Annotated in this window: 20 protein-coding genes; 9 read left to right on the forward strand and 11 right to left on the reverse strand. The window is 71.8% G+C overall.

Annotated features, from left to right (window positions below):
- The first annotated feature begins 96 nt into the window (after nt 1-96).
- From WA675_RS07910 to proB, 5 genes are all read left to right on the forward strand, one after another.
- Nucleotides 97-3,291, forward strand: coding sequence for a translation initiation factor IF-2 N-terminal domain-containing protein (locus WA675_RS07910; RefSeq protein WP_336083201.1), 3,195 nt, complete (start codon nt 97-99; stop codon nt 3,289-3,291).
- 231 nt (nt 3,292-3,522) lie between these two features.
- A complete protein-coding gene (gene rplU / locus WA675_RS07915; RefSeq protein WP_043649061.1) occupies nt 3,523-3,834 on the forward strand; it encodes a 50S ribosomal protein L21 in 312 nt (103 codons plus the stop codon).
- A gap of 22 nt (nt 3,835-3,856) precedes the next feature.
- Nucleotides 3,857-4,123 carry a 50S ribosomal protein L27 gene (gene rpmA, locus WA675_RS07920; RefSeq protein ID WP_067486232.1) on the forward strand — a complete coding sequence of 89 codons (267 nt, stop codon included), beginning with the start codon at nt 3,857-3,859 and terminating at the stop codon, nt 4,121-4,123.
- A gap of 121 nt (nt 4,124-4,244) precedes the next feature.
- Nucleotides 4,245-5,699 (forward strand): GTPase ObgE, encoded by a 1,455-nt coding sequence (gene obgE / locus WA675_RS07925; RefSeq protein WP_336083204.1) that lies wholly within the window; start codon nt 4,245-4,247, stop codon nt 5,697-5,699.
- Between the two features lie 146 nt (nt 5,700-5,845).
- A complete protein-coding gene (gene proB / locus WA675_RS07930; RefSeq protein ID WP_336083590.1) occupies nt 5,846-6,943 on the forward strand; it encodes a glutamate 5-kinase in 1,098 nt (365 codons plus the stop codon).
- Nucleotides 6,944-7,389: 446 nt separating this feature from the next.
- On the opposite strand, the gene WA675_RS07935 is transcribed toward proB, so the two are convergent.
- The 10 genes from WA675_RS07935 to WA675_RS07980 form a co-directional block, all read right to left on the reverse strand.
- Nucleotides 7,390-8,844, reverse strand: a complete 1,455-nt coding sequence (locus tag WA675_RS07935) for a hypothetical protein (RefSeq protein WP_336083205.1) — start codon at nt 8,842-8,844, stop codon at nt 7,390-7,392.
- Nucleotides 8,844-9,215: a hypothetical protein gene (locus WA675_RS07940; RefSeq protein ID WP_336083207.1), complete on the reverse strand. Its 372-nt coding sequence runs from the start codon at nt 9,213-9,215 to the stop codon at nt 8,844-8,846. Before WA675_RS07940 ends, WA675_RS07935 begins: the two co-directional genes overlap by 1 nt.
- 37 nt (nt 9,216-9,252) lie before the next feature.
- On the reverse strand, nt 9,253-9,987 hold the full coding sequence (locus tag WA675_RS07945; protein WP_336083208.1) for an ESX secretion-associated protein EspG: 735 nt from the start codon (nt 9,985-9,987) through the stop codon (nt 9,253-9,255).
- A gap of 117 nt (nt 9,988-10,104) precedes the next feature.
- Complete coding sequence (locus WA675_RS07950; RefSeq protein WP_336083210.1) at nt 10,105-11,067, reverse strand: D-isomer specific 2-hydroxyacid dehydrogenase family protein; 963 nt, start codon at nt 11,065-11,067, stop codon at nt 10,105-10,107.
- 103 nt (nt 11,068-11,170) lie between these two features.
- Nucleotides 11,171-12,127, reverse strand: coding sequence for a non-homologous end-joining DNA ligase (ligD, locus tag WA675_RS07955; RefSeq protein ID WP_336083211.1), 957 nt, complete (start codon nt 12,125-12,127; stop codon nt 11,171-11,173).
- A gap of 65 nt (nt 12,128-12,192) precedes the next feature.
- Nucleotides 12,193-12,582 carry a hypothetical protein gene (locus tag WA675_RS07960; protein WP_336083212.1) on the reverse strand — a complete coding sequence of 130 codons (390 nt, stop codon included), beginning with the start codon at nt 12,580-12,582 and terminating at the stop codon, nt 12,193-12,195.
- A gap of 63 nt (nt 12,583-12,645) precedes the next feature.
- Nucleotides 12,646-13,743: a methyltransferase gene (locus tag WA675_RS07965; protein WP_336083213.1), complete on the reverse strand. Its 1,098-nt coding sequence runs from the start codon at nt 13,741-13,743 to the stop codon at nt 12,646-12,648.
- Between the two features lie 89 nt (nt 13,744-13,832).
- Nucleotides 13,833-15,956 (reverse strand): RecQ family ATP-dependent DNA helicase, encoded by a 2,124-nt coding sequence (locus tag WA675_RS07970; protein ID WP_336083215.1) that lies wholly within the window; start codon nt 15,954-15,956, stop codon nt 13,833-13,835.
- Between the two features lie 29 nt (nt 15,957-15,985).
- Nucleotides 15,986-17,209: an RtcB family protein gene (locus tag WA675_RS07975; RefSeq protein ID WP_336083216.1), complete on the reverse strand. Its 1,224-nt coding sequence runs from the start codon at nt 17,207-17,209 to the stop codon at nt 15,986-15,988.
- Nucleotides 17,210-17,278: 69 nt separating this feature from the next.
- Nucleotides 17,279-19,099: an ABC transporter ATP-binding protein gene (locus tag WA675_RS07980; RefSeq protein WP_336083218.1), complete on the reverse strand. Its 1,821-nt coding sequence runs from the start codon at nt 19,097-19,099 to the stop codon at nt 17,279-17,281.
- Between the two features lie 78 nt (nt 19,100-19,177).
- Here WA675_RS07980 and WA675_RS07985 point away from each other — a divergent pair, with 78 nt between their 5' ends.
- Complete coding sequence (locus WA675_RS07985; protein WP_336083219.1) at nt 19,178-19,582, forward strand: MarR family winged helix-turn-helix transcriptional regulator; 405 nt, start codon at nt 19,178-19,180, stop codon at nt 19,580-19,582.
- 140 nt (nt 19,583-19,722) lie between these two features.
- Here WA675_RS07985 and WA675_RS07990 read toward each other — a convergent pair whose 3' ends face one another.
- Nucleotides 19,723-20,598 (reverse strand): ribokinase, encoded by an 876-nt coding sequence (locus WA675_RS07990; RefSeq protein ID WP_336083221.1) that lies wholly within the window; start codon nt 20,596-20,598, stop codon nt 19,723-19,725.
- A gap of 164 nt (nt 20,599-20,762) precedes the next feature.
- On the opposite strand from WA675_RS07990, the gene WA675_RS07995 reads away from it, so the two are divergent.
- Genes WA675_RS07995 through WA675_RS08005 form a run of 3 tightly spaced genes read left to right on the forward strand, consistent with a single transcriptional unit; the run spans nt 20,763 to nt 24,297 of the window.
- On the forward strand, nt 20,763-22,028 hold the full coding sequence (locus WA675_RS07995; RefSeq protein ID WP_336083223.1) for a glutamate-5-semialdehyde dehydrogenase: 1,266 nt from the start codon (nt 20,763-20,765) through the stop codon (nt 22,026-22,028).
- A complete protein-coding gene (locus tag WA675_RS08000) occupies nt 22,025-22,903 on the forward strand; it encodes an AAA family ATPase (protein ID WP_336083224.1) in 879 nt (292 codons plus the stop codon). Before WA675_RS07995 ends, WA675_RS08000 begins: the two co-directional genes overlap by 4 nt.
- A 2-nt stretch (nt 22,904-22,905) precedes the next feature.
- The gene (locus WA675_RS08005; protein WP_336083226.1) at nt 22,906-24,297 is read left to right on the forward strand and encodes a vWA domain-containing protein; all 1,392 of its coding nucleotides are present in this window, start codon (nt 22,906-22,908) and stop codon (nt 24,295-24,297) included.
- The last annotated feature ends 9 nt before the right edge of the window (nt 24,298-24,306 follow it).

The following is a 24,306-nucleotide window of genomic DNA, read 5'->3' on the forward strand; positions in this document are numbered from 1 at the left end:
CGCACCATCGGGTGCGAGGTGCACGGACGATGCCCCCGCGTCGGCCGCGTACACCCGTACCGGGGATGGACGCGCCCGGGGGCCCGAGGAGACTTCGTGGCCGATCAAGAGCCGCTGGACACAACACAACAGGATGCCGATCAATTGCCGGAGCGAATTCGAGTTCATGCACTGGCCAAGCGACTGGGAGTAACCAGCAAGCGCATCCTGGCCAAACTGGCCGAACTGGGAACCGAGGCGCGCAGCGTCCAATCCAATGTCGACCGGGCGGTCGCCGAGACCGTGCGCGACGCGATCGCCGCCGACACCGCGACCGGCGAATCCCCAGCATCCCCGGCGCCGACCGCCGCCACCCCCGCCGCCGAGCAACCGGCCGACACCACCTCCGCGCCCGCCGCGGCACTGTTCTCCGCCCCCGAGGTGGCGCGCACCGACGAGGTCTTCCCCTCTACGGCCGATGACGCGCACACCGGGCTGTTCACCCACCGGGAGACCGAGACCCCCGCCCCCGCCGAGCCGGTCGCCTTCGAGGCGCCCGCCGTGGCCGCGCCGCTGTTCCTGCCGCCGGACGCCACCGCCGCCGAGGAGGCCCGCAAGCGCCGCCGCAGCACGCGCGCCAAGCGCACCGACGAGCCCGCCGCCGAGGAGCGCGAGGCCGAGCCCACGGTGGCCGAGGCCGAGCCTGCCGAGGCCCCCGTCGCCGAGACCACCGAGACCGACACCGACACCGACCAGTCCGGTGACCACGACGCCGACGGCCAGCCGCGCCGTCGCCGCCGCGGCCGCCGGGGCCGGGGCCGCGGTCGCGGCGAGCAGTCCGCCGACGGCGACGACACCGAGACCGACGAGTCCGACACCGACGACGAGCCCGCTGCCACCACGAGCGAGCCGAGCACCGAGACCGCCGAGCAGACCGACGACTCCGACGAGGACGACGAGGACGCCCTGCCCGAGGGCGCGAGCCGTCGCCGCCGTCGCCGTCGGCGTCGCAAGGTCGGTGGCGAGTCCGGTGAGGACGCCACCGCCGACGACGATCCGCCCAACACCGTCGTGCACGAGCGCGAGCCGCGCAACAAGAGCCGCGGCCGCTCCGGGTCCGACGAGGTGCAGGGCATCTCCGGGTCCACCCGGCTCGAGGCCAAGCGCCAGCGCCGCCGCGACGGCCGCGAGGCCGGGCGCCGCCGTCCGCCGATCCTGACCGAGTCGGAGTTCCTGGCCCGCCGCGAGGCGGTGGACCGGGTGATGGTCGTGCGCGAGAAGTCCTTCGACGCCGCCGAGCACGCGCCGGGTCACCAGATCACCACCCAGGTCGCGGTGCTCGAGGACAACATCCTCGTCGAGCACTTCGTCACCAGTTCCGGCCAGGCGTCGATGGTGGGCAATGTCTACCTCGGCAAGGTGCAGAACGTGCTGCCCAGCATGGAGGCGGCGTTCATCGACATCGGCCGCGGCCGCAACGGCGTGCTCTACGCCGGTGAGGTGAACTGGGAGGCCGCCGGTCTGGGCGGTAAGGAACGCAAGATCGAGCAGGCGCTCAAGCCGGGCGATCAGGTGCTGGTGCAGGTCTCCAAGGACCCGGTCGGGCACAAGGGCGCCCGCCTGACCACCCAGATCTCGCTCGCGGGCCGCTTCCTGGTGTACGTGCCGGGTGGCACCTCCACCGGGATCAGCCGCAAGCTGCCCGACACCGAGCGCAAGCGGCTCAAGGAGATCCTGCGCGACATCGTGCCCGCCGACGCGGGCGTGATCATCCGGACCGCGTCCGAGGGTGTCAGCGAGGCCGAACTGGCCCGTGACGTCGAGCGGCTGCAGGCCACCTGGCGCACCATCGAGGAGGCCTCGAAGGGTGCGGGCAAGGAGGCACCCAAGGCGCTCTACGAAGAGCCGGACATGCTGGTCAAGGTCATCCGCGATCTGTTCAACGAGGACTTCGCCAAGCTGGTCATCGAGGGTGACCGCGCCTGGACCACGGTCGAGAACTACGTGCGCACCGTCGCGCCGGACCTGCTGCCGCGGGTGAACCGGCACGAGAACAACGGCGTCGACGTGTTCGACACCTTCCGGATCGACGAGCAGCTGGCCAAGGCGCTCGACCGCAAGGTGTGGCTGCCCTCCGGCGGCACCCTGGTGATCGACCGCACCGAGGCGATGACCGTCGTCGACGTCAACACCGGCAAGTTCACCGGTTCGGGCTCGTCGAACCTCGAGGAGACCGTCACCAAGAACAATCTGGAGGCGGCCGAGGAGATCGTGCGCCAGATGCGGCTGCGCGATATCGGCGGCATGATCGTCGTCGACTTCATCGACATGGTGCTCGAGTCCAACCGCGATCTGGTGCTGCGCCGCCTCACCGAGGCGCTCGGCCGCGACCGCACCCGGCACCAGGTCTCCGAGGTCACCTCGCTGGGCCTGGTCCAGATGACCCGCAAGAAGCTCGGCACCGGCCTGGTCGAGGCGTTCTCCACCACCTGTGAGACCTGCCACGGCCGGGGCATCCTGGTGCACTCCTACCCGGTCGACGCCGGGTCCTCGGCCGAGGAGCCGCGGGCCAAGGAGGGCGGAACGCGGCGCCGCCGCGGCAAGGACAAGGACCGCGACAAGCAGCCCGCGGCCGCCACCCCGGCGTCCAACGGCACCGCGCCGCACCCCGAGCACGGGGAGGAGGACATCGCGGTCAAGCGGGCCCACCCGGTCGCGCTCGCGATGGCCGCCCACCACGGCGAGGAGGGCGAGTCCGCCGACGAGGCGACCGCCGAGACCGTGACCGCCGAGGCGGAGACCACGCAGGCGCCCGCCGAACCGGCCAGGCGGTCGCGTTCGCGGTCGCGGCGGGCGAGCCGGAACGCGGGTGCGCAGGCGGAGACGGCCACGGAGAGCCCGGCGCTGACCGGGGTCATCCCGGCCGAGCCGGAAGCGGCTGCTGACGCCGAGGCCGCTGTCGAAGCCGACGCGGTCACCGAGGCCACGATCGCCGAGCCAGCGGCCGAAGCCGCCGAGGCCGAAGCCGCTGCCGTCGAGCCCGAGGTGGCGGTCGCCGAGCCCGCAGCCGAGCCCGAGCCCGCCCCCGTCGCCGAGGAGCCCGCACCCCGGACCCGCAGGCGCCGGGTGGCCCGTTCGACCGCGGCTCCCGCGCCGGACAGCGCGGGCGCGGTGTTCGTCCTCTCGGCGAGCGAGCAGCCGCCCACGGCCGTGGTGGACTTCGCCGCGGAACCGGTGGTGGTCCCGGAACGCAAGCCGCGCAGGCGCGCGGTGGGCCGTCCCGCGGGCGCCCCGGCGGACGGCACGAATTGATCCGGCGCTCCCTCGATTCGGCCTTGACCGGCCGAATTGGGGGAGCGGTAACCGTTCTGGTAGCCTAGGTCGGTCGCTGCCCCGCGATTGAGCATCCGGCCGCACGGCCGGATGATTCCGCAGGCAGCCGAAGTTCTTCCCCCGCCGATGCGGGGATGAGCCCAGAAATACCGCGTCGCAGTTTGTGGCGCGAACATGTGCAGGACCAACGTGAGTGGAGGAAGCCGACCGATGGCAGCGTACGCAATCGTCAAGACCGGCGGAAAGCAGTACAAGGTCGCGGTCGGTGACCTGGTGAAGGTCGAGAAGATCGAGGGCGCGCCCGGCACCGCCGTGGCCCTGACCCCGGTTCTCGTCGTCGACGGCGCCGAGCTGACCACCGACGCCGACAAGCTGGCCAAGATCTCCGTGGCCGCCGAGGTCGTCGACCAGACCAAGGGCCCGAAGATCCGGATCCACAAGTTCAAGAACAAGACCGGCTACCACAAGCGCCAGGGTCACCGTCAGCCGCTGACGGTCATCAAGGTCACCGGCATCAAGTAAGAATTCCCGAGGAGACGAAGCAATGGCACATAAGAAGGGTGCATCCAGCTCCCGGAACGGTCGTGATTCCAACGCCCAGCGCCTCGGCGTGAAGCGCTTCGGTGGCCAGAAGGTCAGCGCGGGCGAGATCCTGGTCCGTCAGCGCGGAACCCACTTCCACCCCGGCGTGAACGTCGGTCGTGGTGGCGACGACACCCTGTTCGCCCTCGCGGCGGGCGCGGTCGAGTTCGGCACCAAGCGTGGCCGCAAGACCGTCAACATCGTCGTCCCGGAGCCGGTCCAGGCCTGACCGCCTGGAGCGTCGGCTCCCCACGGACACCGGAGCGGGTCAGGGTTGTTTCCCTGACCCGCTCTGTCGTGTCCGTCACCCCCTACCGCCAACGACCAGTCAGAAGGAGGAGGATCAACCCATGTCCAAATTCATCGACCGCGTCGTGCTGCATGTTCGTGCCGGTAGAGGTGGACACGGTTGCGCCTCGGTGCATCGTGAGAAGTTCAAGCCGCTCGGCGGGCCCGACGGCGGCAACGGCGGCAACGGCGGGGACGTGATCCTCGAAGTCGACGCCAATGTCCACACCCTGCTCGACTTCCACTTCCACCCGCACGCCAAGGCGGGCAACGGCAAGCCGGGCGAGGGTGGCAACCGCGACGGCAAGCAGGGCACCGACCTGGTGCTCAAGGTGCCCGACGGCACCGTGGTGGTCGACGGCGACGGCAAGGTCGTCGTCGACCTGGTCGGCGTGGGCAACCAGTTCGTCGTCGCCAAGGGCGGCCGCGGTGGCCTGGGCAATGCCTCGCTGGCGTCCAAGGCGCGCAAGGCGCCCGGTTTCGCGCTGCTCGGCGAAGAGGGCGAAGAGCTCGACCTGGTCCTGGAGCTGAAGTCGGTCGCCGACGTCGGCCTGGTCGGGTTCCCGTCGGCGGGCAAGTCCTCGCTGGTGTCGGTGCTCTCCGCCGCCAAGCCCAAGATCGCCGACTACCCGTTCACCACCCTGGTCCCGAACCTGGGCGTGGTGGCCTCCGGCGATACCACCTTCACCGTCGCCGACGTGCCCGGCCTGATCCCCGGCGCCAGCGACGGCCGCGGCCTCGGCCTGGACTTCCTGCGCCATCTGGAACGCTGCGCGGTGCTCGCGCACGTGGTCGACTGCGCCACCCTGGAACCCGGCCGCGACCCGGTCTCCGATGTCGACGCGCTCGAGGCCGAACTGGCCGCCTACAAGCCCGCGCTGTCCGGGGACGCGAGCCTGGGCGAGCTGGCCGACCGGCCGCGCGTGGTGATCCTCAACAAGACCGATGTCCCCGACGCGGCCGAGCTGGCCGAGATGGTGACCGCCGAGTTCACCGAACGCGGCTGGCCGGTGTTCGAGATCTCCGCGGTGAGCCGGGCGGGCCTGCGCCCGTTGACCTTCGCGCTGGCCGACATGGTCCGCCAGTACCGCGAGGATCACCCCAAGGCCGCCGCGAAGCGCCCGGTGATCCGCCCGATCGCGGCCGACGAGTCCGGTTTCAGCGTGATCGCCGATCCGCAGGAGCCCGGCGGTTTCATCGTGCGCGGTACCCGCCCGGAGCGGTGGGTGCGCCAGACCCAGTTCGACAACGACGAGGCCGTGGGCTACCTCGCCGATCGTCTCGCGCGGCTGGGTGTGGAGGCCGAGCTGGTCAAGCAGGGCGCCGAGCCGGGCTGCTCGGTGACCATCGGCGACGTGTCGTTCGAATGGGAGCCGCAGGTCGCCGCGGGCGTCGACATCGTGCCGACCGGCCGAGGGACCGACGTGCGACTGGAGAACAACGACCGGGTCGGCGCGGCCGAGCGCAAGCACGCCTCGCGGGCGCGCCGCGGCCTGCTCGACGAGAACGGGAAGTAGGGTCCGGCCGCGGCGGCCCGGCCGGAAAACCGGTGTCGTGCGCGGTCGTTCGATCGGCATACTGCGGTGGGTCACCGGCGTGAGCCGGGACCGTCGACGACGGTGATCGCGGTGCAGGGAGTAGAGCAATGCGGGTGAGTTCGGAACTGAGCGCGGCGCGCCAGGCCATCGTGTCGGCGCGCGCGGTCGTGGTGAAGATCGGATCGTCGGCGCTGACCAGCCTCGAGGGCGGTCTCGACACCGACCGGCTGGACCGGCTCGCCGACGCCGTGGAAGCGCGGATGCGCGCGGGGTCGGATGTGGTGGTCGTGTCCTCGGGCGCGATCGGCGCGGGCATCGCGCCGCTCGGCCTGTCGCGCAGGCCCAAGGACCTCGCCACCAAACAGGCCGCCGCCAGTGTCGGCCAGCTCGCCCTCGCGCACGCCTGGGGCACCTCCTTCGCCCGGTACGACCGCACCGTCGGCCAGATCCTGCTCTCCGCCGACGATTTCGCCCGCCGCGAGCACCACCGCAACGCCCAGCGCACCCTGGACCGGCTGCGCTCGCTCGGCGCGGTCGCGGTGGTCAACGAGAACGACACCGTCGCCACCGAGGAACTGCGCTTCGGCGACAACGACCGCCTCGCCGCCCTGGTGGCGCACCTGGTCGGCGCCGACGCGCTGATCCTGCTCTCCGATGTCGCCGGGCTCTACGACGGCGACCCGCGCAAGGGCGCCGCCAGCTTCATTCCCGAGGTCCGCGGCAGCGCCGATCTCGACGGTGTCATCGCGGGCAGCGGCGGCGCGCTCGGCACCGGCGGCATGGCCTCCAAGCTCTCCGCCGCCCGCCTCGCCGCCGACGCGGGCATCCCGGTCCTGCTGGCCTCAGCCGCCGAGGCCGCGACCGCCCTCACCGACGGCACCGTCGGCACCGCCTTCGCCGCCCGCCCGGTCCGCCTGTCCGGCCGCAAGTTCTGGGTCCGCCACGCCGCCGACACCCGCGGCGCCGTTCTGCTCGACGCGGGCGCCGTCACCGCCGTCACCGAACGCCGCTCCCTGCTCGCCGCGGGCATCACCGGCATCCGCGGCCGCTTCTTCGGCGGCGACGTGGTCGACCTGGTCAGCCCCGACAACCAGGTCATCGCCCGCGGCGTCGTCGAATACGACAGCACCGAACTCACCACCATGCTCGGCCGCTCCACCACCGACCTCCCCGACACCATGCAACGCCCGGTCATCCACGCCGACGACCTGGTCAAGGTCTGAGTCCACACGCCGGGCCCCGTCGCCCTGCTCCGCACTGCCGGATCGGGCGGATGCGCCACGGGGCACTCCGGCCCCCGCCCGGGCCGCTGGCATTTCACAGGCGGTGAGCGGGTTGCCCGTTTCTCGTCTTGCCCGCGAGGATTTCGCCGACGGAGAGCGGGTTGCCCGTTTCTCGTCCCGCCCGCGAGCAATTCGCCGGTGGACAGCAGTCGCCCTGCTCATCTCGCCGGGTCGTCATCCACGCCGACGACCTGGTCGAGGTCCGAGCGGCGTCCCCGGCGCCCAGATCGCGATGCCTTGCTTCGCGCTGCCGGATCGGGCGGGTTGCACCGCCGGGGAACCTTCGGCCCACCGGGCACCCAGGCGATCAGTCGCGAGCACTTCCCGGCTGAGAGGTCGCCCCTTTCTCACCCCGCCTGGTCACCCAGGCGGCCGCGAGACTTCGATCAGGGGCGGGGCGGGATGACTCCTGGCTGGTCCAGGTCCGCCGGAGACAGCGGGGGTGGGGCCGGTGCGGGCTGGGGGCTCTGCGCGCCGGGGATCGGCCCGGTGACACCCGGTTGACCACCCGGGTCGGACATGTCGGGTCCGCCGGGGACCGGTCCGGGTAGCGGAGCCGGAACCTGCTGGGGCGCAGGCTGTTCCACCGGAGGGGGAGCCTCGTTCGACGGCGGTGCCGGAGCATCCGGTGGGGGTGCGGGCTGGTCCGGAGTCGGCGGCTCCTGCGCCGTGGGCGGGCTCGGCTGCGGTGGCTCCGGGTTCGGGAGCGGCGGCTGGTCCTGGGTAGGTGCCGGGGCTTCGGTGGTGGTCGGGGTCGATTCCTGTTGTGTCGGTGCGGGAGGCGCGGGTGCCTCGCTGGAGGGTGCGGGCGCTTCCGGGGGTTGCGGATCGGCCTGGGGCGCAGGGGCAGGGGCAGACGGTGGTGCCGTCGTTTCGGACGTATTCGGCGCCGGAGGTTCTGTGGGTTCGGGCGTACTCGGGGTCGACGGAGGAACGGTCGCCTCGGGGGCGCCCGGCGCCGGAGTCGTTGGTGCCGGGGTGTTTTCGGCAGGCGCCGGGGTGCTGTCGGTCGGTGGAGGAGTTGTGGGTGCCGGGCTTTCGGGTGCGCTGTCGGTCGGTGCCGGAGTACTTTCGGCAGGCGTTGGGGCGCTGTCTGTCGATGGGGGAGCCGTTGGCGCCGGGCTTTTCGGTGCGCTGTCGGTCGGTGCCGGGGCATCCACAGCGGGCGGTGTCGAGGTGCCGGGGTTCTGGGGTGAATTGTCTTCCGGCGCAGTGCCTTGCGGCGTGTCCACCTGCGGCTGGCCCGGTGAAGTCTGCGGTCTGGACGGTGAACCGTTCTGTGGGGCGGGTGATTCCGGGCCCCGGGTGCCGGGTGGTGCGGGGAGGGCGGGGACGCCGGTGCCCGCGAGGGAGTACGCGGGCTTGTAGATCATGTTCATGGCCAGCACGGCTTCCTGGCGTAGGGCCTCGGCCGCCATCTGGGCGTCGATCACCTGGGCCGATTCCAGCAGCCGCGCGATGGTGCCGATGGGGCCCGAATCGCCGGGCGCGACCACGGCCAGTTTCACCGCCTCGGCGGCGGCCGCCACCCCGCCGAGCCGGGCGCCGACCTCCGCGGCGACCCCGGCCAGGTCGTCGAGGGCGGCGGCGAAGCTGCGGGTGCTGGCGAAGGCGGCCTCGGCGGCGGCGCCCTCCCAGCCCGCCTCGTTGATCACCCGGTCGGCATCGGCCTTGGTGATCGGCATGGTGGTGCTCAGCGCCGCCGCGGCCTCCAGCCAGGCCATCGACGCGCCGAGCACGGCCCCGGCGTCGATCTGCTGGGTGCGGGCGTAGATCTGTTCGTGCGGCATGGATTCGAAATGCTCCATGGCGCTGATGTAGGTGGGGTCGGTTCCGCTCATCAGCGCATCCGGGTTTCGACGGCGCGCAGGGCGGCGGCGGCCGCGGCATCGGCCTCGTCGTAGAGGCCCCCGCTGAGCAGGAACGCCTCTTTCATCCGGTAGGCCGCCTCGATGTAGTGATCGATGAGCGAGGCCGCGTCGCGGGCCTTGTGCGCGAAACCGGCCTGCAGCTGCTGCGCGGAGACGAAACCTCCGAAACCGCCTGCCTCGGACGCGGATTCGAGGCGCTGACGTAACTGCCCGAGCTGGTCGGCCTGCTGTTCGTAGAGCTGTGCGCAGCGGCGCGCGGCCTCGGGTTCGAACTTCAGCGTCCCCGTCGCGGCGGCGGTGCGGAACCGGGAGATCTCGGCCCGGCTGCTCTCGATCGTCATCGCGTCTCCCCTCCAGATGATGCGTCTGCGGTCCAGGCTAGCCGGACCGTCTGCTGTGCGAACTGTGCGCCGGTGCCAACCTGCGCTGGAGCTGGGCGGCGAGCTGACCGGTCGTCGCGGGCACCACGTGCACCGTTTCCCCTGCTCGGAGCAGGTAGCGGCCGTCTCCGGCGACGTCGATCCAGCTGTAGTGCACCGGCGGGGCTGGCGTGTCGCGGTCCAGCCCCGTCTCGATGCGGATATGGCCCTCGGCGGTGTGCCTGCGCCGCAATAATCGCTGGATACGGGGCACCGCCGGGTGGGTGGCGATCACCGTCTCCTCGTCGCGCACGGCCTCGGTGGCGGCCTCGCGTGCGGGTTCGCGACCCGGCGGCGTGTCGGGCAGACACGCGGTGATCCGGGCGCCCATTCCGGCGGTGTGCCCGATCGAAACCCGGACGCTGCCACCGTAATCGGGCCGGTTGCCGGGTTCCTGGCGCACCAGCACGGCCCGGTCGTAGACGGCGCAGGCGAGCAGGCGGACCTCGCTGCCCGGTGTGTGCCCGCCGCCGACCAGCACGATCCGGGCGTGGGGTGCGGCGATGATCCGCAGACAGGCGGTCAGGTCGGGATCACCGCCGCCGGGTAGTCGCTGATCGAGTCCGGCGCGCAGCCGGGTGGCCTCGTGTTCGGTGTGCGGTGATTCCAGCACCCGGATCGGAAACGGCAGGCGATCCTGACCCGATTCCCGCCAGACGTGCGCGAATTCGTCAGCGGTGAAGGTCCATCCCATTGCCGATCCCATCCTTACCGAGCCAGGACCAGGACAGCCTATCCGTACTGTCCGATTCCGGCCTACCGTTCACCTGTCATACATCCGAACGGAAATGTTGCGCGGGAACCGGATCGTTCAGTAGCCGCGGGCCGGATCGATGAGCGCCGCGAGCGGCTCGTCCGCGACGAACCGGGCCACATTCGCGCCCACGTGATCGGCGAAGGCGGCCAGCCGCAGCTGCGGTGGGTTGGAGTCGTGCGGGGTGATGATGGCGTTCGGCAGGTCCCACAGGGGATGGCCGTCGGGCAGCGGCTCCGGCTCGGTGACATCGAGTCCCGCGCCGCCGATCACGCCCCGCGCGAGCGCGTCGACCAGCGCCGCCGTGTCGACCAGGCTGCCTCGGGCCACATTGATCACCCACGAGGACGGCTTGAGCCGGGCCAGCTCGTCGGCGCCGACGAGGTGGCGGGTCTGCGCGGTCGCGGGCGCGGCGATCACCACGTGGTCGGTGTGCGACCACACCCGGCCCAGCTGCTCGGTGGGCACGGTCTCCACATCGCCGGGAATGCCGGGCCCGGTCACCGGGCGCCCCGAGCGGTTCACCGCGATGACGTGCGCGCCCAGCGGCGCCAGCAGCGGGATCAGCGCCCGGCCGATCCCGCCCGCCCCGACGATGGTCACCGTCTTGCCGCGCAACGACCCGACGTGCGGGAAGAACTCGCGCTGACGCCAGGAGCTCGCGCGCAGATGCTCGGGCAGATACCGCACCCCGGCCAGCAGCAGCGTGAGCGCGTGCTCGGCGACGCTGTGGGCGAACGCGCCCGCCGCGGAGGTGAATGTCACGCTGGGGTGGGCCTCGAACACCCCGGCCGCGAAGAAGTCCTCGATGCCCGCGGCGGGCAGCTGGACCCAGCGCACGGAGCCGGGCAGCGTCCGCGGGAAGTCGCCCGGCGTGCCGATCCAGATCAGCGCGTCGGCCTCGGCCAGCGCGCCGATCCGCGCGCCCGCGCCGAGCACGGCCTTCTCCAGCAGCCGCGAGGCAGGCTGATCGGGTCCGATCGCGATCGTGGGTTCCTGCACTGAGACCTCCTGGGTCATCGGCGTGACCGGGGCGCGCGGCGGCTCCGGGTGCGAGTGTCGATTCTTCCCGCTCGGGCGCGCCAGCGCAGCCCGGCGATCAGCCCGCGCGGAAGGGTTCCGCTCACTCGTCGAGGTCGACCGGTTCGTCGACGCCGTGCCGGTCGGCCAGTTCCAGCAGCGGGGTGAGGTCGAAGACGGCGTCGTCCATCCCGGCCTGGATGTCGCCGAGTTCGGCGTAGCGGGCGGGCACGGTGGACAGGGTGAAATCGCGGGGGTGGATCGCGTCGATCTCGCTCCAGCGCACCGGTGTCGAGACCGTCGCGGCAGGCACCCCGCGCACCGAGTAGGCGGCGGCGATGGTGTGGTCGCGGGCGTTCTGGTTGTAGTCGACGAACAGCTGCGCCGGATCGCGGTCCTTGCGCCACCAGGCCGTGGTCACGTCGGCGGGCGCGCGCCGCCGCACTTCGTGCGCGAATGCCAGTGCCGCCCGGCGGACCTGCTGGAAGCCGAACTCCGGCGCGATCCGCACGTACACGTGCAGGCCCGACCCGCCGGAGGTCTTGGGCCAGCCGACCGCCCCGAGCTCGTCGAGCACCTCGTGCACCACCCCGGCCACCCGCCGCACCCGTGTCCAGGGGCAGTCCGGCATGGGATCGAGGTCGATGCGCCATTCGTCGGGGGATTCGGTGTCGGTGGCCCGGGAGTTCCAGGGGTGGAATTCGACCGTGGACATCTGCACCGCCCAGATGACGTCGGCGAGTCGCTGGACGCACAATTCGTCGGCGTGTCTGCCGTAGCGCGGAAAGTACACGCGCACCGTCGAGATCCAGTCCGGCGCACCGCCGGGCAGCCGCTTCTGGTGTACTTTCCCGCCCGGGAGGCCCTTCGGGAAACGGTGCAGCATGCACGGCCGGTCGCGCAGCGCGTTGACGATGCCGTCACCCACGCTCAGGTAGTACCGCACCAGGTCGAGCTTGGTCGCGCCCAGCTCGGGGAAGTACACCCGGTCCGGGTTGCTCACCCGCACCGTGTGCTCGCCGACCGGCAGTTCGACAGCCGGAGTCGCTGACTTGGCCACAGCGGCAACCCTAGCCGAGCGAGCCCACCGCGCCGCGGAGCACAGCGCGGTGGGGCAGCGGGCGGCTACAGCTCGTACACCCCGAACGCCCGGTTCTGGATGCACATCGGCATCACGTGGACGCGGTCGGTCCATTCGAACTTGGCCGCCGCCTCGACGGTTCCGCGCTCGTCCATGCACACGCTCGCGGTGCCGGGCATGGTCAGCGGGTTCAGCACGGCCAGCGGGATACCGGCGTGGATGCCGCTGTAGAGGCCGCCGCTGAAGCACAGCGGGGTGATCGGGATGCCGCGCGCGGCGCTCTCGCGGTCGGCGGCGGCCTGGGCGCCCGGTACCCCGGCGCAGTCGAGCGGGTTCTCGTTCGTCGCCTGCGCGGGCGCGGTGAAGAGGGTGAATCCGGCCGCACAGCCCGCGGCGACGGCCATCAGGTTTCGAGCAAATGTGGTCCTGGTCATAGCCGCATTGAAGCACTGGTGCCCGGGCGCGCACCTAATCGGCGGCGGCGTGTCGAGCGGGAGTCAGTGGGCCACTGCTTCGAGCACACAGTCCGGCGCGGCGGTGGGCACCGTGCGGGTGAGAGTGAAGCCGCTGCGCGCGAGCAGGTCGCGGAACTGGGTTTCGGTGCGTTCGTGGCCGCCGTCGGTGTTCACCAGCATCTCCAGATCGATGAACTTGCCCGGGTGCGGCCGGTCGTGCTCGGGCAGCACCAGCTCGATCAGCAGCAGCGTCGCCGAGGGGGCCATCGCGCGGCGCACGGTGCGCAGGATCTGCTCGGCCCGCTCGTCGGACCAGTCGTGCACGATGTGCTTGAGCAGGTAGGCGTCGGCGCCCGCGGGCACCTCCTCGAAGAACGACCCGCTCTCGACCGTGCAGCGGGCGGCCAGCCCGGCCTCGGCGAGCTCGGCGGTCAGGTCGTCGACCACGCCGGGCAGGTCGAACACGGTGCCGTGCGCGGCCGGATGCCGCCGCAGGATCTCCGCGAGCAGGTTGCCCTGCCCGCCGCCGACATCGACCAGCGCGTCGAACCGGCCGAAATCGTAGGCGGCGAGCAGCGGTTCGATCGAGAGCGTGCCGACACTGGACATCGCCCGGTCGAACAGGTCCCCGATCTCGCGGTGGGTGGCCGCGTACTCGAAGAAGCTCGCCCCGTCGATGGCCGGGCCGACCGCCTCGCCGGTGCGGACCGCGTCGCTGAGATGTGACCAGTGGCTGCGATGGAACGGCGAGCCGAAGAAGCGGGCCACATCCCGCAGCGTCACCTCGGCGTCGCTGCGCAGGGCCGTGCCCATCCGGGTGAGGGTGTAGGCGCCGTCGCGGCGCTGCCCGAAGACCTGATAGCTCACCAGCAGGCGCATCAGCCTGCGCAGGCCCTCCTCGTCGACGTCGAGTGCCCGCGCCAGCTGGCTCGCCGTGCGCGGGCCCGCGTCCAGCTCGTCGGCGATCCCGAGGTCGGCGGCCGCGCTGATGGCCTGGGAGAGGAAACCGGCGATCTGCAATTCGAGCAGGGCGATGTGCCCGGGGACCAGCCGCCGGTACAGGCCGCCGAGCAGATCGCGCACTCGATCCAGGGCGCGGAGCACGGGCAGCGGGGGAAGCTTCGGTGCGGTGGATGTCACGACGACTCCGTCTCGGCCGGTTGACCTGCGCGTAGAGCTCGAGGGTACGGGACCGCGGCGGGGGCGGGCAGCCCCCACGCGCGGACTGATCAGGTCGGGGTGGCCAGCGCGAAGGGCAGCACGGCGTCGGCGCCGCTGGTGCGCAGGGCGTGCGCGGCCACCGTCATCGTCCAGCCGGTGTCGGTGAGGGTGTCCACGAGCAGGATCGGCCCGGCGACGCCGGACAGATCGGGCACCTCCCACGAGTCGAACAACCCGGCCACCCGGTGCGCCGAGTTCGCGGCCGAGACCGGCGGGCGGTCCGGTCGGTCGCGCAGTGTGCCGAGATCGTCGAGCCTGCCGACCTGCGCGAGCCGGGCCGCCAGGCTGGTGGTCAGCTGGGGGTGGCGCGCGGATTCCAGGGCCAGCACCGCGACCGGGCGGGTGTCCCAGGTCCAGTCGCGCAGGACCGCGATACAGGCGTCGAACACCGCGTCGGGCACGGGTGCGTCCGGCTCGTCGAGCAGCGCGCGCAGGCGGCGGCCCCACCCGAGGTCGGTGAGCCTGCCGAGGACCCGGCCGGTCTCGGCACCCGCGGTGATCTTGCCCGAGAGCGGCACACCCAGTTTCGCCATCCCGCTGGGCCACTGCTTGCGCGGGGCCAGGTCGAGGCCGGGGCGGTCCAGGCGGGCGCGGGTCGCGGCGACGGCGGTCTCGTCGACGGTGGTGTCGGGGCGGGTGCCGGTGCAGTTGTCGCAGCGCCCGCAGCCGGGAGTGGTGGCGTCGAAGGCGGCCAGGCCGGGGTCGTCGAGCTGGCGGCGCAGGAAGGTCATCCGGCAGGTGGGGGTGGATTGGTAGTCGATCATGGCCTGCTGTTCGCTGTCGCGGGCGGCGGCCAGGCGTTCGTAGCGTTCGGTGTCGTAGGTCCAGTCCTGGCCGGTGGACAGCCAGCCGCCGCGCACCCGGCGCACCGCCCCGTCCACGTCGAGCACCTTGAGCACCATCTCCAGCCGCGACCGGTTCAGCTCCACCAGCGGTTCCAGCGCCACCGTGGACAGCGGGCGGTCCGGGTCCAGCGCGGCCAGTACCGCGCGCACGATGTGCTCACGCGGGAAGGCCACGGAGGCGAAGTAACTCCAGATCCGGGCGTCCTCGGGGCCGGGCAGCAGGACCACCTCGGCCCGGTCGGTGCCGCGCCCGGCGCGACCCACCTGCTGGTAGTAGGCGATGGGGGAGGACGGCGCGCCCACGTGCACGACGAAGCCGAGATCGGGCTTGTCGAAGCCCATACCCAGCGCCGAGGTGGCGATCAGCGCCTTGACCTCGTTGTTCAGCAGCGCGGCCTCGAGCACCTCGCGTTCGGCCGGGTCGGTCTGACCGGTGTAGGCGGCCACGGTGTGGCCGTGCGAGTTCAGCAGGTCGGCCAGGTCGTGCGCGGCGGCGACGGTGAGGCAGTAGATGATGCCCGAGCCGGGCAGCCGGTGCAGCTGTTCGCCGAGCCAGGCCGTGCGCTGCACCGCGTCGTCGAATCGCACCACCGACAGGTGCAGCGACTCGCGGTCCAGGGTGCCGCGCAGCACCAGGGTGTCGGTGCCGATCTGTCCGGCCACATCGGTGACGACCCGGTCGTTGGCGGTGGCGGTGGTCGCCAGCACCGGGACGTCGGACCCCAGATCCGCGATGAGGGTGCGGATGCGGCGGTAGTCGGGCCGGAAATCGTGGCCCCAGTCCGAGACGCAGTGCGCCTCGTCGATCACCACGAGCCCGGCGTCGGCGGCCAGCCGCGGCAGCACCTGATCGCGGAAATCCGGATTGTTGAGCCGCTCCGGGCTCACCAGCAGCACGTCGACGCTGCCCTCGGCCACCCGCTGATGGATCTCGTCCCACTCGGTGACATTGCCGGAGTTGATGGTGGCCGCCACCACCCCCGCCCGTTCGGCGGCGGCCACCTGGTTGCGCATGAGCGCGAGCAACGGCGACACGATCACTGTCGGCCCGCGCCCGGCTCCGCGCAGCAGCTTGGCGGCGATGAAGTACACCGCCGACTTGCCCCACCCGGTGCGCTGCACGACCAGGGCCCGGCGGCGTTGCACCACCAGGGCCTCGATCGCCGTCCACTGGTCCTCGCGCAGCCGGGCGTCCGGCCCGGCCAGCTCACGCACCAACTCCTCGGCCCGTTCCCGCAGGTCGGGAGCCGTCAGATCGAGCACATCACCGCCAGCCGCTGAGGTCATGCCCCCATCCTGCCCGAGGCCACCGACAGCTAACCCTTGACGCAGAGCACCTGGCGCAGCGTGGCCACCACGTCGACCAGGTCGGACTGCGCGGCGATCACCTCGTCGATGTCCTTGTACGCGGCCGGGATCTCGTCGACCACGCCCGCGTCCTTGCGCGATTCCACGCCCTCGGTCTGGGCCACCAGATCCGCGACGGAGAACTGCTTCTTGGCCGCGGTCCGGCTCATCCGCCGGCCCGCGCCGTGCGAGGCCGACTGGAACGAGGCCGGATTCCCCTTACCCCGCACCACGTACGAGCGCGTGCCCATCGAGCCCGGGATCAGCGCCAGCTCACCCGCGCCCGCGCGCACCGCGCCCTTGCGCGTCACCAGCATCGGCACCCCGTCGATGAGCTCCTCGGCCACGTAGTTGTGGTGGCAGCTGATCGGCTCGTCGAAGCGGACCTCGCGCGCACCGAACTCCGCGCGCACCGCCTGGCAGACCAGCGCCAGCATCACCGCGCGATTGCGCGCCGCGTACTCCTGGGCCCAGGTGAGATCGCGTCGGTAGGCCGCCATCTCCGGCGTTCCGGCCAGGAACACGGCCAGGTCGCGATCGGGCAGCGACTGGTTGTGCGGCAGCGCCCGCGCCACCGACATGTGCCGCTCGGCCAGTTCCTTGCCGATATTGCGCGACCCGGAGTGCAGCAGGATCCAGACCGCGTCGTCCTGGTCCAGGCACACCTCGATGAAGTGGTTGCCGCCGCCGAGCGACCCGATCTGCTTGTGCGCCTTGGACTCCAGCGCCGAGACCCCCGGATGCAGTTCACCGAAGGAACGCCAGAATCGCTCCCAGCCGTTGGCCCGCGTGGCCGCCTGCCCATGCGAAACCGCCATCTCGGCACCGAGCTCGGTGACGTTCACCGCGTTCTTGTGCGCCTGGAAGCCGACCGGGACGGCCCGCTCGATCCGGCTGCGCAGCGAACGCAGGTCATCGGGCAGATCGGCGGCGGTGAGATCGGTCTTGACGCTTTCCATCCCGCACCCGATGTCGACCCCGACCGCGGCGGGCGCCACGGCGTCCCGCATCGCGATCACCGAACCCACCGTCGCGCCTTTGCCCAGGTGCACATCGGGCATTACGCGCAGGCCGTGTACCCATTCCAGCGCGGCGATATTGCGCAGCTGGCGCAGGGCGGCCTGCTCGATCTCGTGCTCGTTGGCCCACATGAGCGTCTGCGCCTTGGTACCGCGCAGCTCGACGGGAAACATGGTGGTTCCTTTCCTGGTTCTCGCCTCCACGGTAGGAAGATCGGCGGGCGGGCGCATCCGAATATTCGCTCAGGCGGCCAGTGTCGCGGCGGTGCCGTCGAGCCGGGCGTAGCGTCCGCCCCGGCGCAGCAGGCTGGCGTGGTCACCGAGTTCGGCGACCCGGCCGCGGTGCAGGACCGCGATCTGGTCGGCTTCGCGAATGGTGCTGAGCCGGTGCGCGATCGTGATGACCGTGCGCCCCCGCGCGACCACGTCGATGGCGGCCTGCACCGCGCGCTCGGTCTCGTTGTCCAGCGCGCTGGTGGCCTCGTCGAGCACCAGCACGCGCGGGTCGCGCAGCAGGGTGCGGGCCAGCGCGATGCGCTGTTTCTCGCCGCCGGAGAACCGGTGTCCGCGCGAGCCGACCACGGTGTCGTAGCCCTGTGGCAGCGCGGCGATGAGCTCGTGGATCTGGGCGGCGCGGGCCGCGCGCTCGATCTCGGCGTCGGTGGCCTCGGGCTTGGCGTAGCGCAGGTTCTCGCGGATGGTCGTGTGCAGCAGGTACGACTCCTGCGACACCACCCCGACGATGCGGGCGAGGGTGCCCAGTTCCAGGTCGCGGACGTCGATGCCGTCGATGCTCACCCGGCCCGCGGTCGGGTCGTGCAGCCGGGCCACCAGCGCGGCGAGCGTCGTCTTGCCGGAGCCGGTCTCGCCGACCAGCGCCAGCGTCGAGCCGGGCGCGACGACCAGCGAGACGTCGTCGAGCACATCGGGCCCCTCGGCGTCGTAGCGGAATCCCACCTTCTCGAACCGGACCTCACCCACCACCTCGCGCGGGTCGAGCGCGACCGGCGCGGCGGGCTCGTCGATCTCGACCGGCAGATCGAGATAGCCGAAGATCCGGCTGAACAGCGCCATCGAACTGGTCACCTCCACGCCCACATTGAGCAGCGACATCAGCGGCCGGAAGAGCCCGGCCTGCAGTCCGGTGAAGGCCACCAGGGTGCCGATCGTCATCCCGCCGCTGGTCGCGGGGAAGCCCGCGGCCAGGTAGATCACGGCCGGGATCGCCGCGAACAGGATGTTCATCGTCGCCATCCGCCAGCGCCCGGCCAGCTGCGAGCGCACCTCCAGGCCCACCAGATCGTGCGAGGACCTCTCGAAATGGGCCGAGGCGAGCGGCCCGGTGCCGAGGGTCTTGCCCAGCAGCACCCCGCTCACCGAGAGCCCCTCCTCGACCTGCCCGTGCAGATCGGCCAGATGACGTTGCCGCTGGGTGGTGATGTCGCGGCGCAGCAGCGCCACCCGCCGGGTCAGCCAGATCGCCGGCGGCAGCACCACCACCGACAGCAGCGACAGCCGCCACGACAGCACCGCCATCGCGACGGCCGTGCCAACCACGGTGGTGACATTGCTGGCGACCGCGGTCGCGGTACTGGTGACCACCGACTGCATGCCGCCGACATCGTTGATCAGCCGCGACTGCACTTCGCCGCCGCGTGTCCGGGTGAAGAACGCCAGCGACTGCCGCTGCAGGTGGCGGAACACGTCGGTGCGCAGCGTGTGCATGACCCGCTGGCCGACGGTGGTGGACAGCAGCGTCTGGATCACGCCGAGCACCGCGGTGACCACGGTGACGGCCAGAATCCCACCCACCGCCCAGAGCAGCAGCGTGATGTCCTGATGCGGCAGCGCCTCGTCGATCACCAGGCGCAGCAGGAACGGCGAGGCGAGGCCGATCGTCGAGGCCGCCACGATCAGGACGGTCAGCGCGACGAGCGGGAGCCGGTAGGGCGCGAAGAGCGCGGCGACGCGGCGCAGCGACACGGGGGATTCGCGCAGCTGGGCGCGGTCGGCCGGGTCGGGACGGCGGGCGCGGCCGCCGCCGGGAGAATCATGGTCGGCCATGCGACCTCCTCGGGGTCGAGCGATTATGCTGAGGTTACCTCACTATCTGGTAGGGGAAACAAGTGGAGAGGCGGGTTTATGCCCGACAACGAGAGCGAGCTGCTGATGCAGGTCGCCCGGACGCTGCGCCGCCGCTGGTCGGCGGCGTACGCCCCGCTGGGGCTCACCCCGCACCAGGCCCGCGCGCTGCGCGTCACCGGCGAACACGACGGGCTGCGCCTGTCGGCCATCGCCGAGGCCCTGCGGATCAGCCCGCGCTCGGCCACCGAGGTGATCGACGCCCTGGAACAGGCGGACCTGGTCACCCGCCGCCCCGACCCGACCGACCGCCGCGCCGTCCTGGTCACGGTGACCACGCGGGGAAGGCGGACACTCGCCACCTTGGCCGCGGCCAGAACGAAAGAAGCCGACGAGTTCTTCGCCCGGCTCACTGATCAGGAGCGGACCGCCCTGCGCGACATCCTCGGCAAGCTCGCCCCCTGAGAGTCGTCCGCCGATCCGGGTCGGCGCGAACTCGTCGCTCGGTGGTGGGCGGCCGGTTCGGACGGTCGCCGCGGTGAGCTCACTCGCTGAGCGTCGGGGCCGGTCGAGACCGGCGCGGGCGGCACGCGCGCCGCCCAGGGTCAGCCGTCTTCTGGGATCGCGGCGGCGATCTGGGCGCGATCGGGGATCGACGAGCTCGCCCCGAGCCGGGTCGTCGCCAGGGCGGCAGCGGTATTCGCCCAGGTCATCGCGGCGGCGGGTCCGCCGTGCCAGGTGGCGACCAGCGCTCCGGCGAACGTGTCACCGGCGCCGGTCGTGTCGACGACATCAACCGGGTGCCCCGCCACCGCGATCTCGTGCCCGTCGGCCGCGCGATACACCGCCCCCTCACCACCGCGCGTGCGCACGCTGTGCGCGACCCCCGCCAGCTCGGCCGCGTAGTACTCGGCCTCCAGCGCGTTCACGACGGCGACATCGACGCGGGCCCACAGCTCGGCGGGCAGCGGCCGGACCGGCGAGGGATTCAGCACCACGACGGTGCCCGCCGCGCGGGCGTGCCGGGCGGCCGCCACCACCGTCGCCACCGGGATCTCCAACTGGCACAGCAGCACATCCGCCGCCGCGATGGCGGCGAGATCGGCGGGCGACAGCTCGGTCAGCCGACCGTTCGCCCCGGCGACCACGATGATGCTGTTCTCACCGGCACCGTCGACGACGATCGTGGCGACCCCGCTCGGCCCGCCCACGGTCCGCAGCAGCGCGGTGTCCACGCCCGCTTCGCCGAGACCGCCGCGCAGCGTCGCGCCGAAGGCGTCCTCCCCGACCGCGCCGATGAACCGCGCCCGCGCCCCGGATCTGGCCGCCGCGATCGCCTGATTCGCCCCCTTGCCCCCTGGCACTGTCGCGAAGCCGGTTCCGAGCACCGTCTCGCCGGGAGCGGGCCTGCGGTCGGTGGTGGTCACCAGGTCCATATTGACGCTGCCCAGCACGACGACGGTCGGTGCGACTCGGTCCATGGTGGCGAATCTAGTGCTGCCGCGGTGTGATCGAGCACGAATCGCCCGGCGCCGCCAGGTCGCGGCGAGACCTGTGGATAACTTCGTCCGAGCGCCGGTCGCGGCCGTATTCCGGAGTCCGGGTCGCGGCGAACCGGACAGGCGGACTGCGTAGGCTGATAGCCATGACGGTAGAAGTGACCCCCGAGCTCGACATCCGCGCAGCGGTGCACGACGCCGCCCGCCGGGCTCGTGTCGCGTCCCGTGTGCTGGCTCAGCTGACCACGGCGCAGAAGAACGAAGCCCTGCACGCGGCGGCCGACGCCCTGCTCGCCGCCGCCGACCGCGTGCTGGCGGCCAATGCCGCCGATATCGCCACGGCCCAGGCCGCGGGCACCGAGGAGAACCTGCTCGACCGGCTGCGCCTGACCGCGGCCCGCGTCGACGGCATCGCCTCCGGCCTGCGTCAGGTGGCCGGACTGCCCGACCCGGTCGGCGTCGTGGTGCGCGGCTCCACGCTGCCCAACGGCCTCGAGATCCGGCAGACCCGGGTGCCGCTCGGGGTGGTCGGCATGGTCTACGAGGCCCGCCCCAATGTCACCGTCGACGCGTTCGGCCTGGCCCTCAAGTCGGGCAACGCGGCGCTGCTGCGCGGCTCGTCCTCGGCCGCCCAGTCCAACGCCACCCTGGTCGAGGTGCTGCGCGAAGCGCTGACCGCCCAGGGCATTCCGGCCGACGCGGTGCAGCTGCTGCCCAGCCACGACCGCTCCAGCGTCACCCACCTCATCCAGGCCCGGGGCCTGGTCGACGTGGTGATCCCGCGCGGCGGAGCGGGCCTGATCAACGCCGTCGTGCGCGACGCGCAGGTGCCCACCATCGAGACCGGCACCGGCAACTGCCACGTCTACGTGCACTCCGCCGCCGATCTGGACATGGCCGAGGCGATCCTGCTCAATGCCAAGACCCGCCGCCCGAGCGTCTGCAACGCCGCCGAGACGGTACTCATCGATGCCGCCGTCGCCGAGACCGCCGTCCCGCGCCTGAGCGGGGCCCTCGAGGCCGCGGGCGTCACCATCCACGGCGACCTGCCCGGCCAGGTGCCCGCCACCGACGCCGACTGGGGCGAGGAGTACCTCACCCTCGATATCGCACTGAAGGTCGTCGACGGCATCGACGCCGCCGTGGACCACATCAACACCTGGGGCACCGGCCACACCGAAGCCATCGTCACCGCCGACCTGGCCGCCGCGCGCGAGTTCACCAGCCGCGTCGACGCCGCCGCGGTGATGGTCAACGCGTCCACCGCGTTCACCGACGGTGAGCAGTTCGGCTTCGGCGCCGAGATCGGCATCTCCACCCAGAAGCTGCACGCCCGCGGCCCGATGGCACTGCCCGAACTCACTTCCACCAAGTGGATCGTGTGGGGCGACGGCCAGACTCGGCCGGTGTGACCGTGGCACTGGTAGAGGAACCGATCTTCACCTCGGTCGACGAGGTCGTCGAGCGTCTCGCCGCGACCGGCTATCTGGCCGACAAGGCCACCGCCACCTCGGTCTTCCTGGCCGACCGGCTGGGTAAACCGCTGCTCATCGAGGGCCCCGCCGGGGTCGGCAAGACCGAGCTGTCGCGCGCGGTGGCCCAGGTCGCCGGGGCCGAGCTGGTCCGGCTGCAGTGCTACGAGGGCGTCGACGAGGCCCGCGCGCTCTACGAGTGGAACCACGCCAAGCAGATCCTGCGGATCCAGGCCTCCAGTGAGAACGACTGGGCCGAGACCAAGGCCGATGTCTTCACCGAGGAGTTCCTGCTCTCGCGCCCGCTGCTCACCGCGATCCGGCGCACCGACCCGACCGTGCTGCTGATCGACGAGACCGACAAGGCCGATGTCGAGATCGAGGGCCTGCTGCTGGAGGTGCTCAGCGATTTCGCGGTGACCGTGCCGGAACTGGGCACCATCACCGCCACCCGCAAGCCCTTCGTGGTCCTCACCTCCAACGCCACCCGGGAGCTGTCCGAGGCGCTCAAGCGGCGCTGCCTGTACCTGCACCTGGACTTCCCCGACGAGGAACTGGAACGGCGCATCCTGGCCAGCCGGGTACCCGAACTGTCCAGCACGGTGGCCGAACAGCTGGTGCGGATCGTGCACGTGCTGCGCGGCATGCAGCTCAAGAAGCTGCCCTCGGTCGCGGAGTCCATCGACTGGGGCAACACCCTGCTCGCCCTGGGCGCCGAGGACCTCGACGACGCCACCGTGCGCGCCACTCTCGGCGTGGTGCTCAAGCACCGCAGCGACCACCAGCGCGCGCTGGCCGAGCTGAAGCTGGCCTGAGCATGACAGCGCCCGCGCCGCACGGACTCGGTGGACACGTCGCCGGTTTCGTCGCGGCGCTGCGGGCCCGCGGCGTGCCGGTTGGCCCGTCGGAGACCATCGACGCTGGCCGGGTGCTCACGGTGCTCGACCTGCTCGACCGCGAGGCCGTGCGCGAGGGCCTGGCCTGCGCGGTGCTGCGCCGTCCCACCCATCGCGCCACCTTCGACGACCTGTTCGATCTGTGGTTCCCGGGCGCGGTGGGCGCGCGCAGTGGTGAGGTCGCCGACCTGCCGCGCACGCCGGAGGGCGCCGTCGACCTGCCCGCTCTGCGCGAGCGCCTGGCCGAACTGCTCGCCGACGAGAACAGCGGTCCCCAGCTCGAACAGCTGACCGGCCAGGTGGTCGAGCAGCTCGGGCAGTACCAGTCCGCGCGCGGTCCGTCGTTCTCGGCGTATCAGGCCATGAAGGATCTCGCGCCGCAGACACTGCTGGCGCGAGTGCTCGCCGGGCTGGCACTGCCTCCGGACGCCGGGGCTCGCGACACCGAGGTCGCCCGGCGGCTGGCGCGCGAACGCATCGACCGGTTCCGGGCTGGGGTGCAGGCCGAGACCAACCGGCGCGTGGCCGAGCAGATCGGCCGGGACCGGGTCGCGACCTACGGTGTCACCCGCCAGGCCGAGGACACCGACTTCCTGCGCGCCTCCGAACGCGAACTCGCCGAACTCAAACGCGGCACCCAGCGGCTGGCGCGCATCCTGGCCTCGCGACTGGCGGTGCGGCGCAAGCACTCCCGTCGCGGCGAGATCGACCTGCGCAAGACCCTGCGCGCCTCGATGTCCACCGGCGGCGTCCCGATCGACCTGGTCAACCGCAAGCCCCGCCCCGGCCGTCCCGAGCTGGTGCTGCTGTGCGACATCTCGGGCTCGGTCGCCGGATTCAGCAATTTCACCCTGCTGCTGGTGAGCGCCTTGCGCGAGCAGTTCTCCCGGGTCCGGATCTTCGCTTTCGTCGACCGCACCGACGAGGTCACCGCCTACTTCGATCCGCACGCGGGCCTCGACGACGTGCTCACCCGGATCTTCACCGAATCGCGCATCATCGACGCCGACGGGCACTCCGACTACGGCCAGGCCCTGACCAGTTTCGCCGACAATTTCGCCGACGCCGTCACCAGCCGCAGCTCGCTGCTGGTCCTGGGCGACGGCCGCACCAACTACCGCAACCCGCGATTGAACACCCTGCGTGAACTCGCCGCGACCGCCCGGCACGCGCACTGGCTCAACCCGGAGCCGAAAAACCTGTGGGGCACCGGTGATTCGGCCGCCCAGGAGTACGGCTCGGTGATCGAGATGCACGAATGCCGCTCCGCCCGGCAGCTGACCGAGGTGGTTTCCCGACTTCTCCCCGTGTGAAGGAGCTGC

Source organism: Nocardia sp. SSK8 (assembly GCF_037034205.1).
Lineage (GTDB): Bacteria > Actinomycetota > Actinomycetes > Mycobacteriales > Mycobacteriaceae > Nocardia.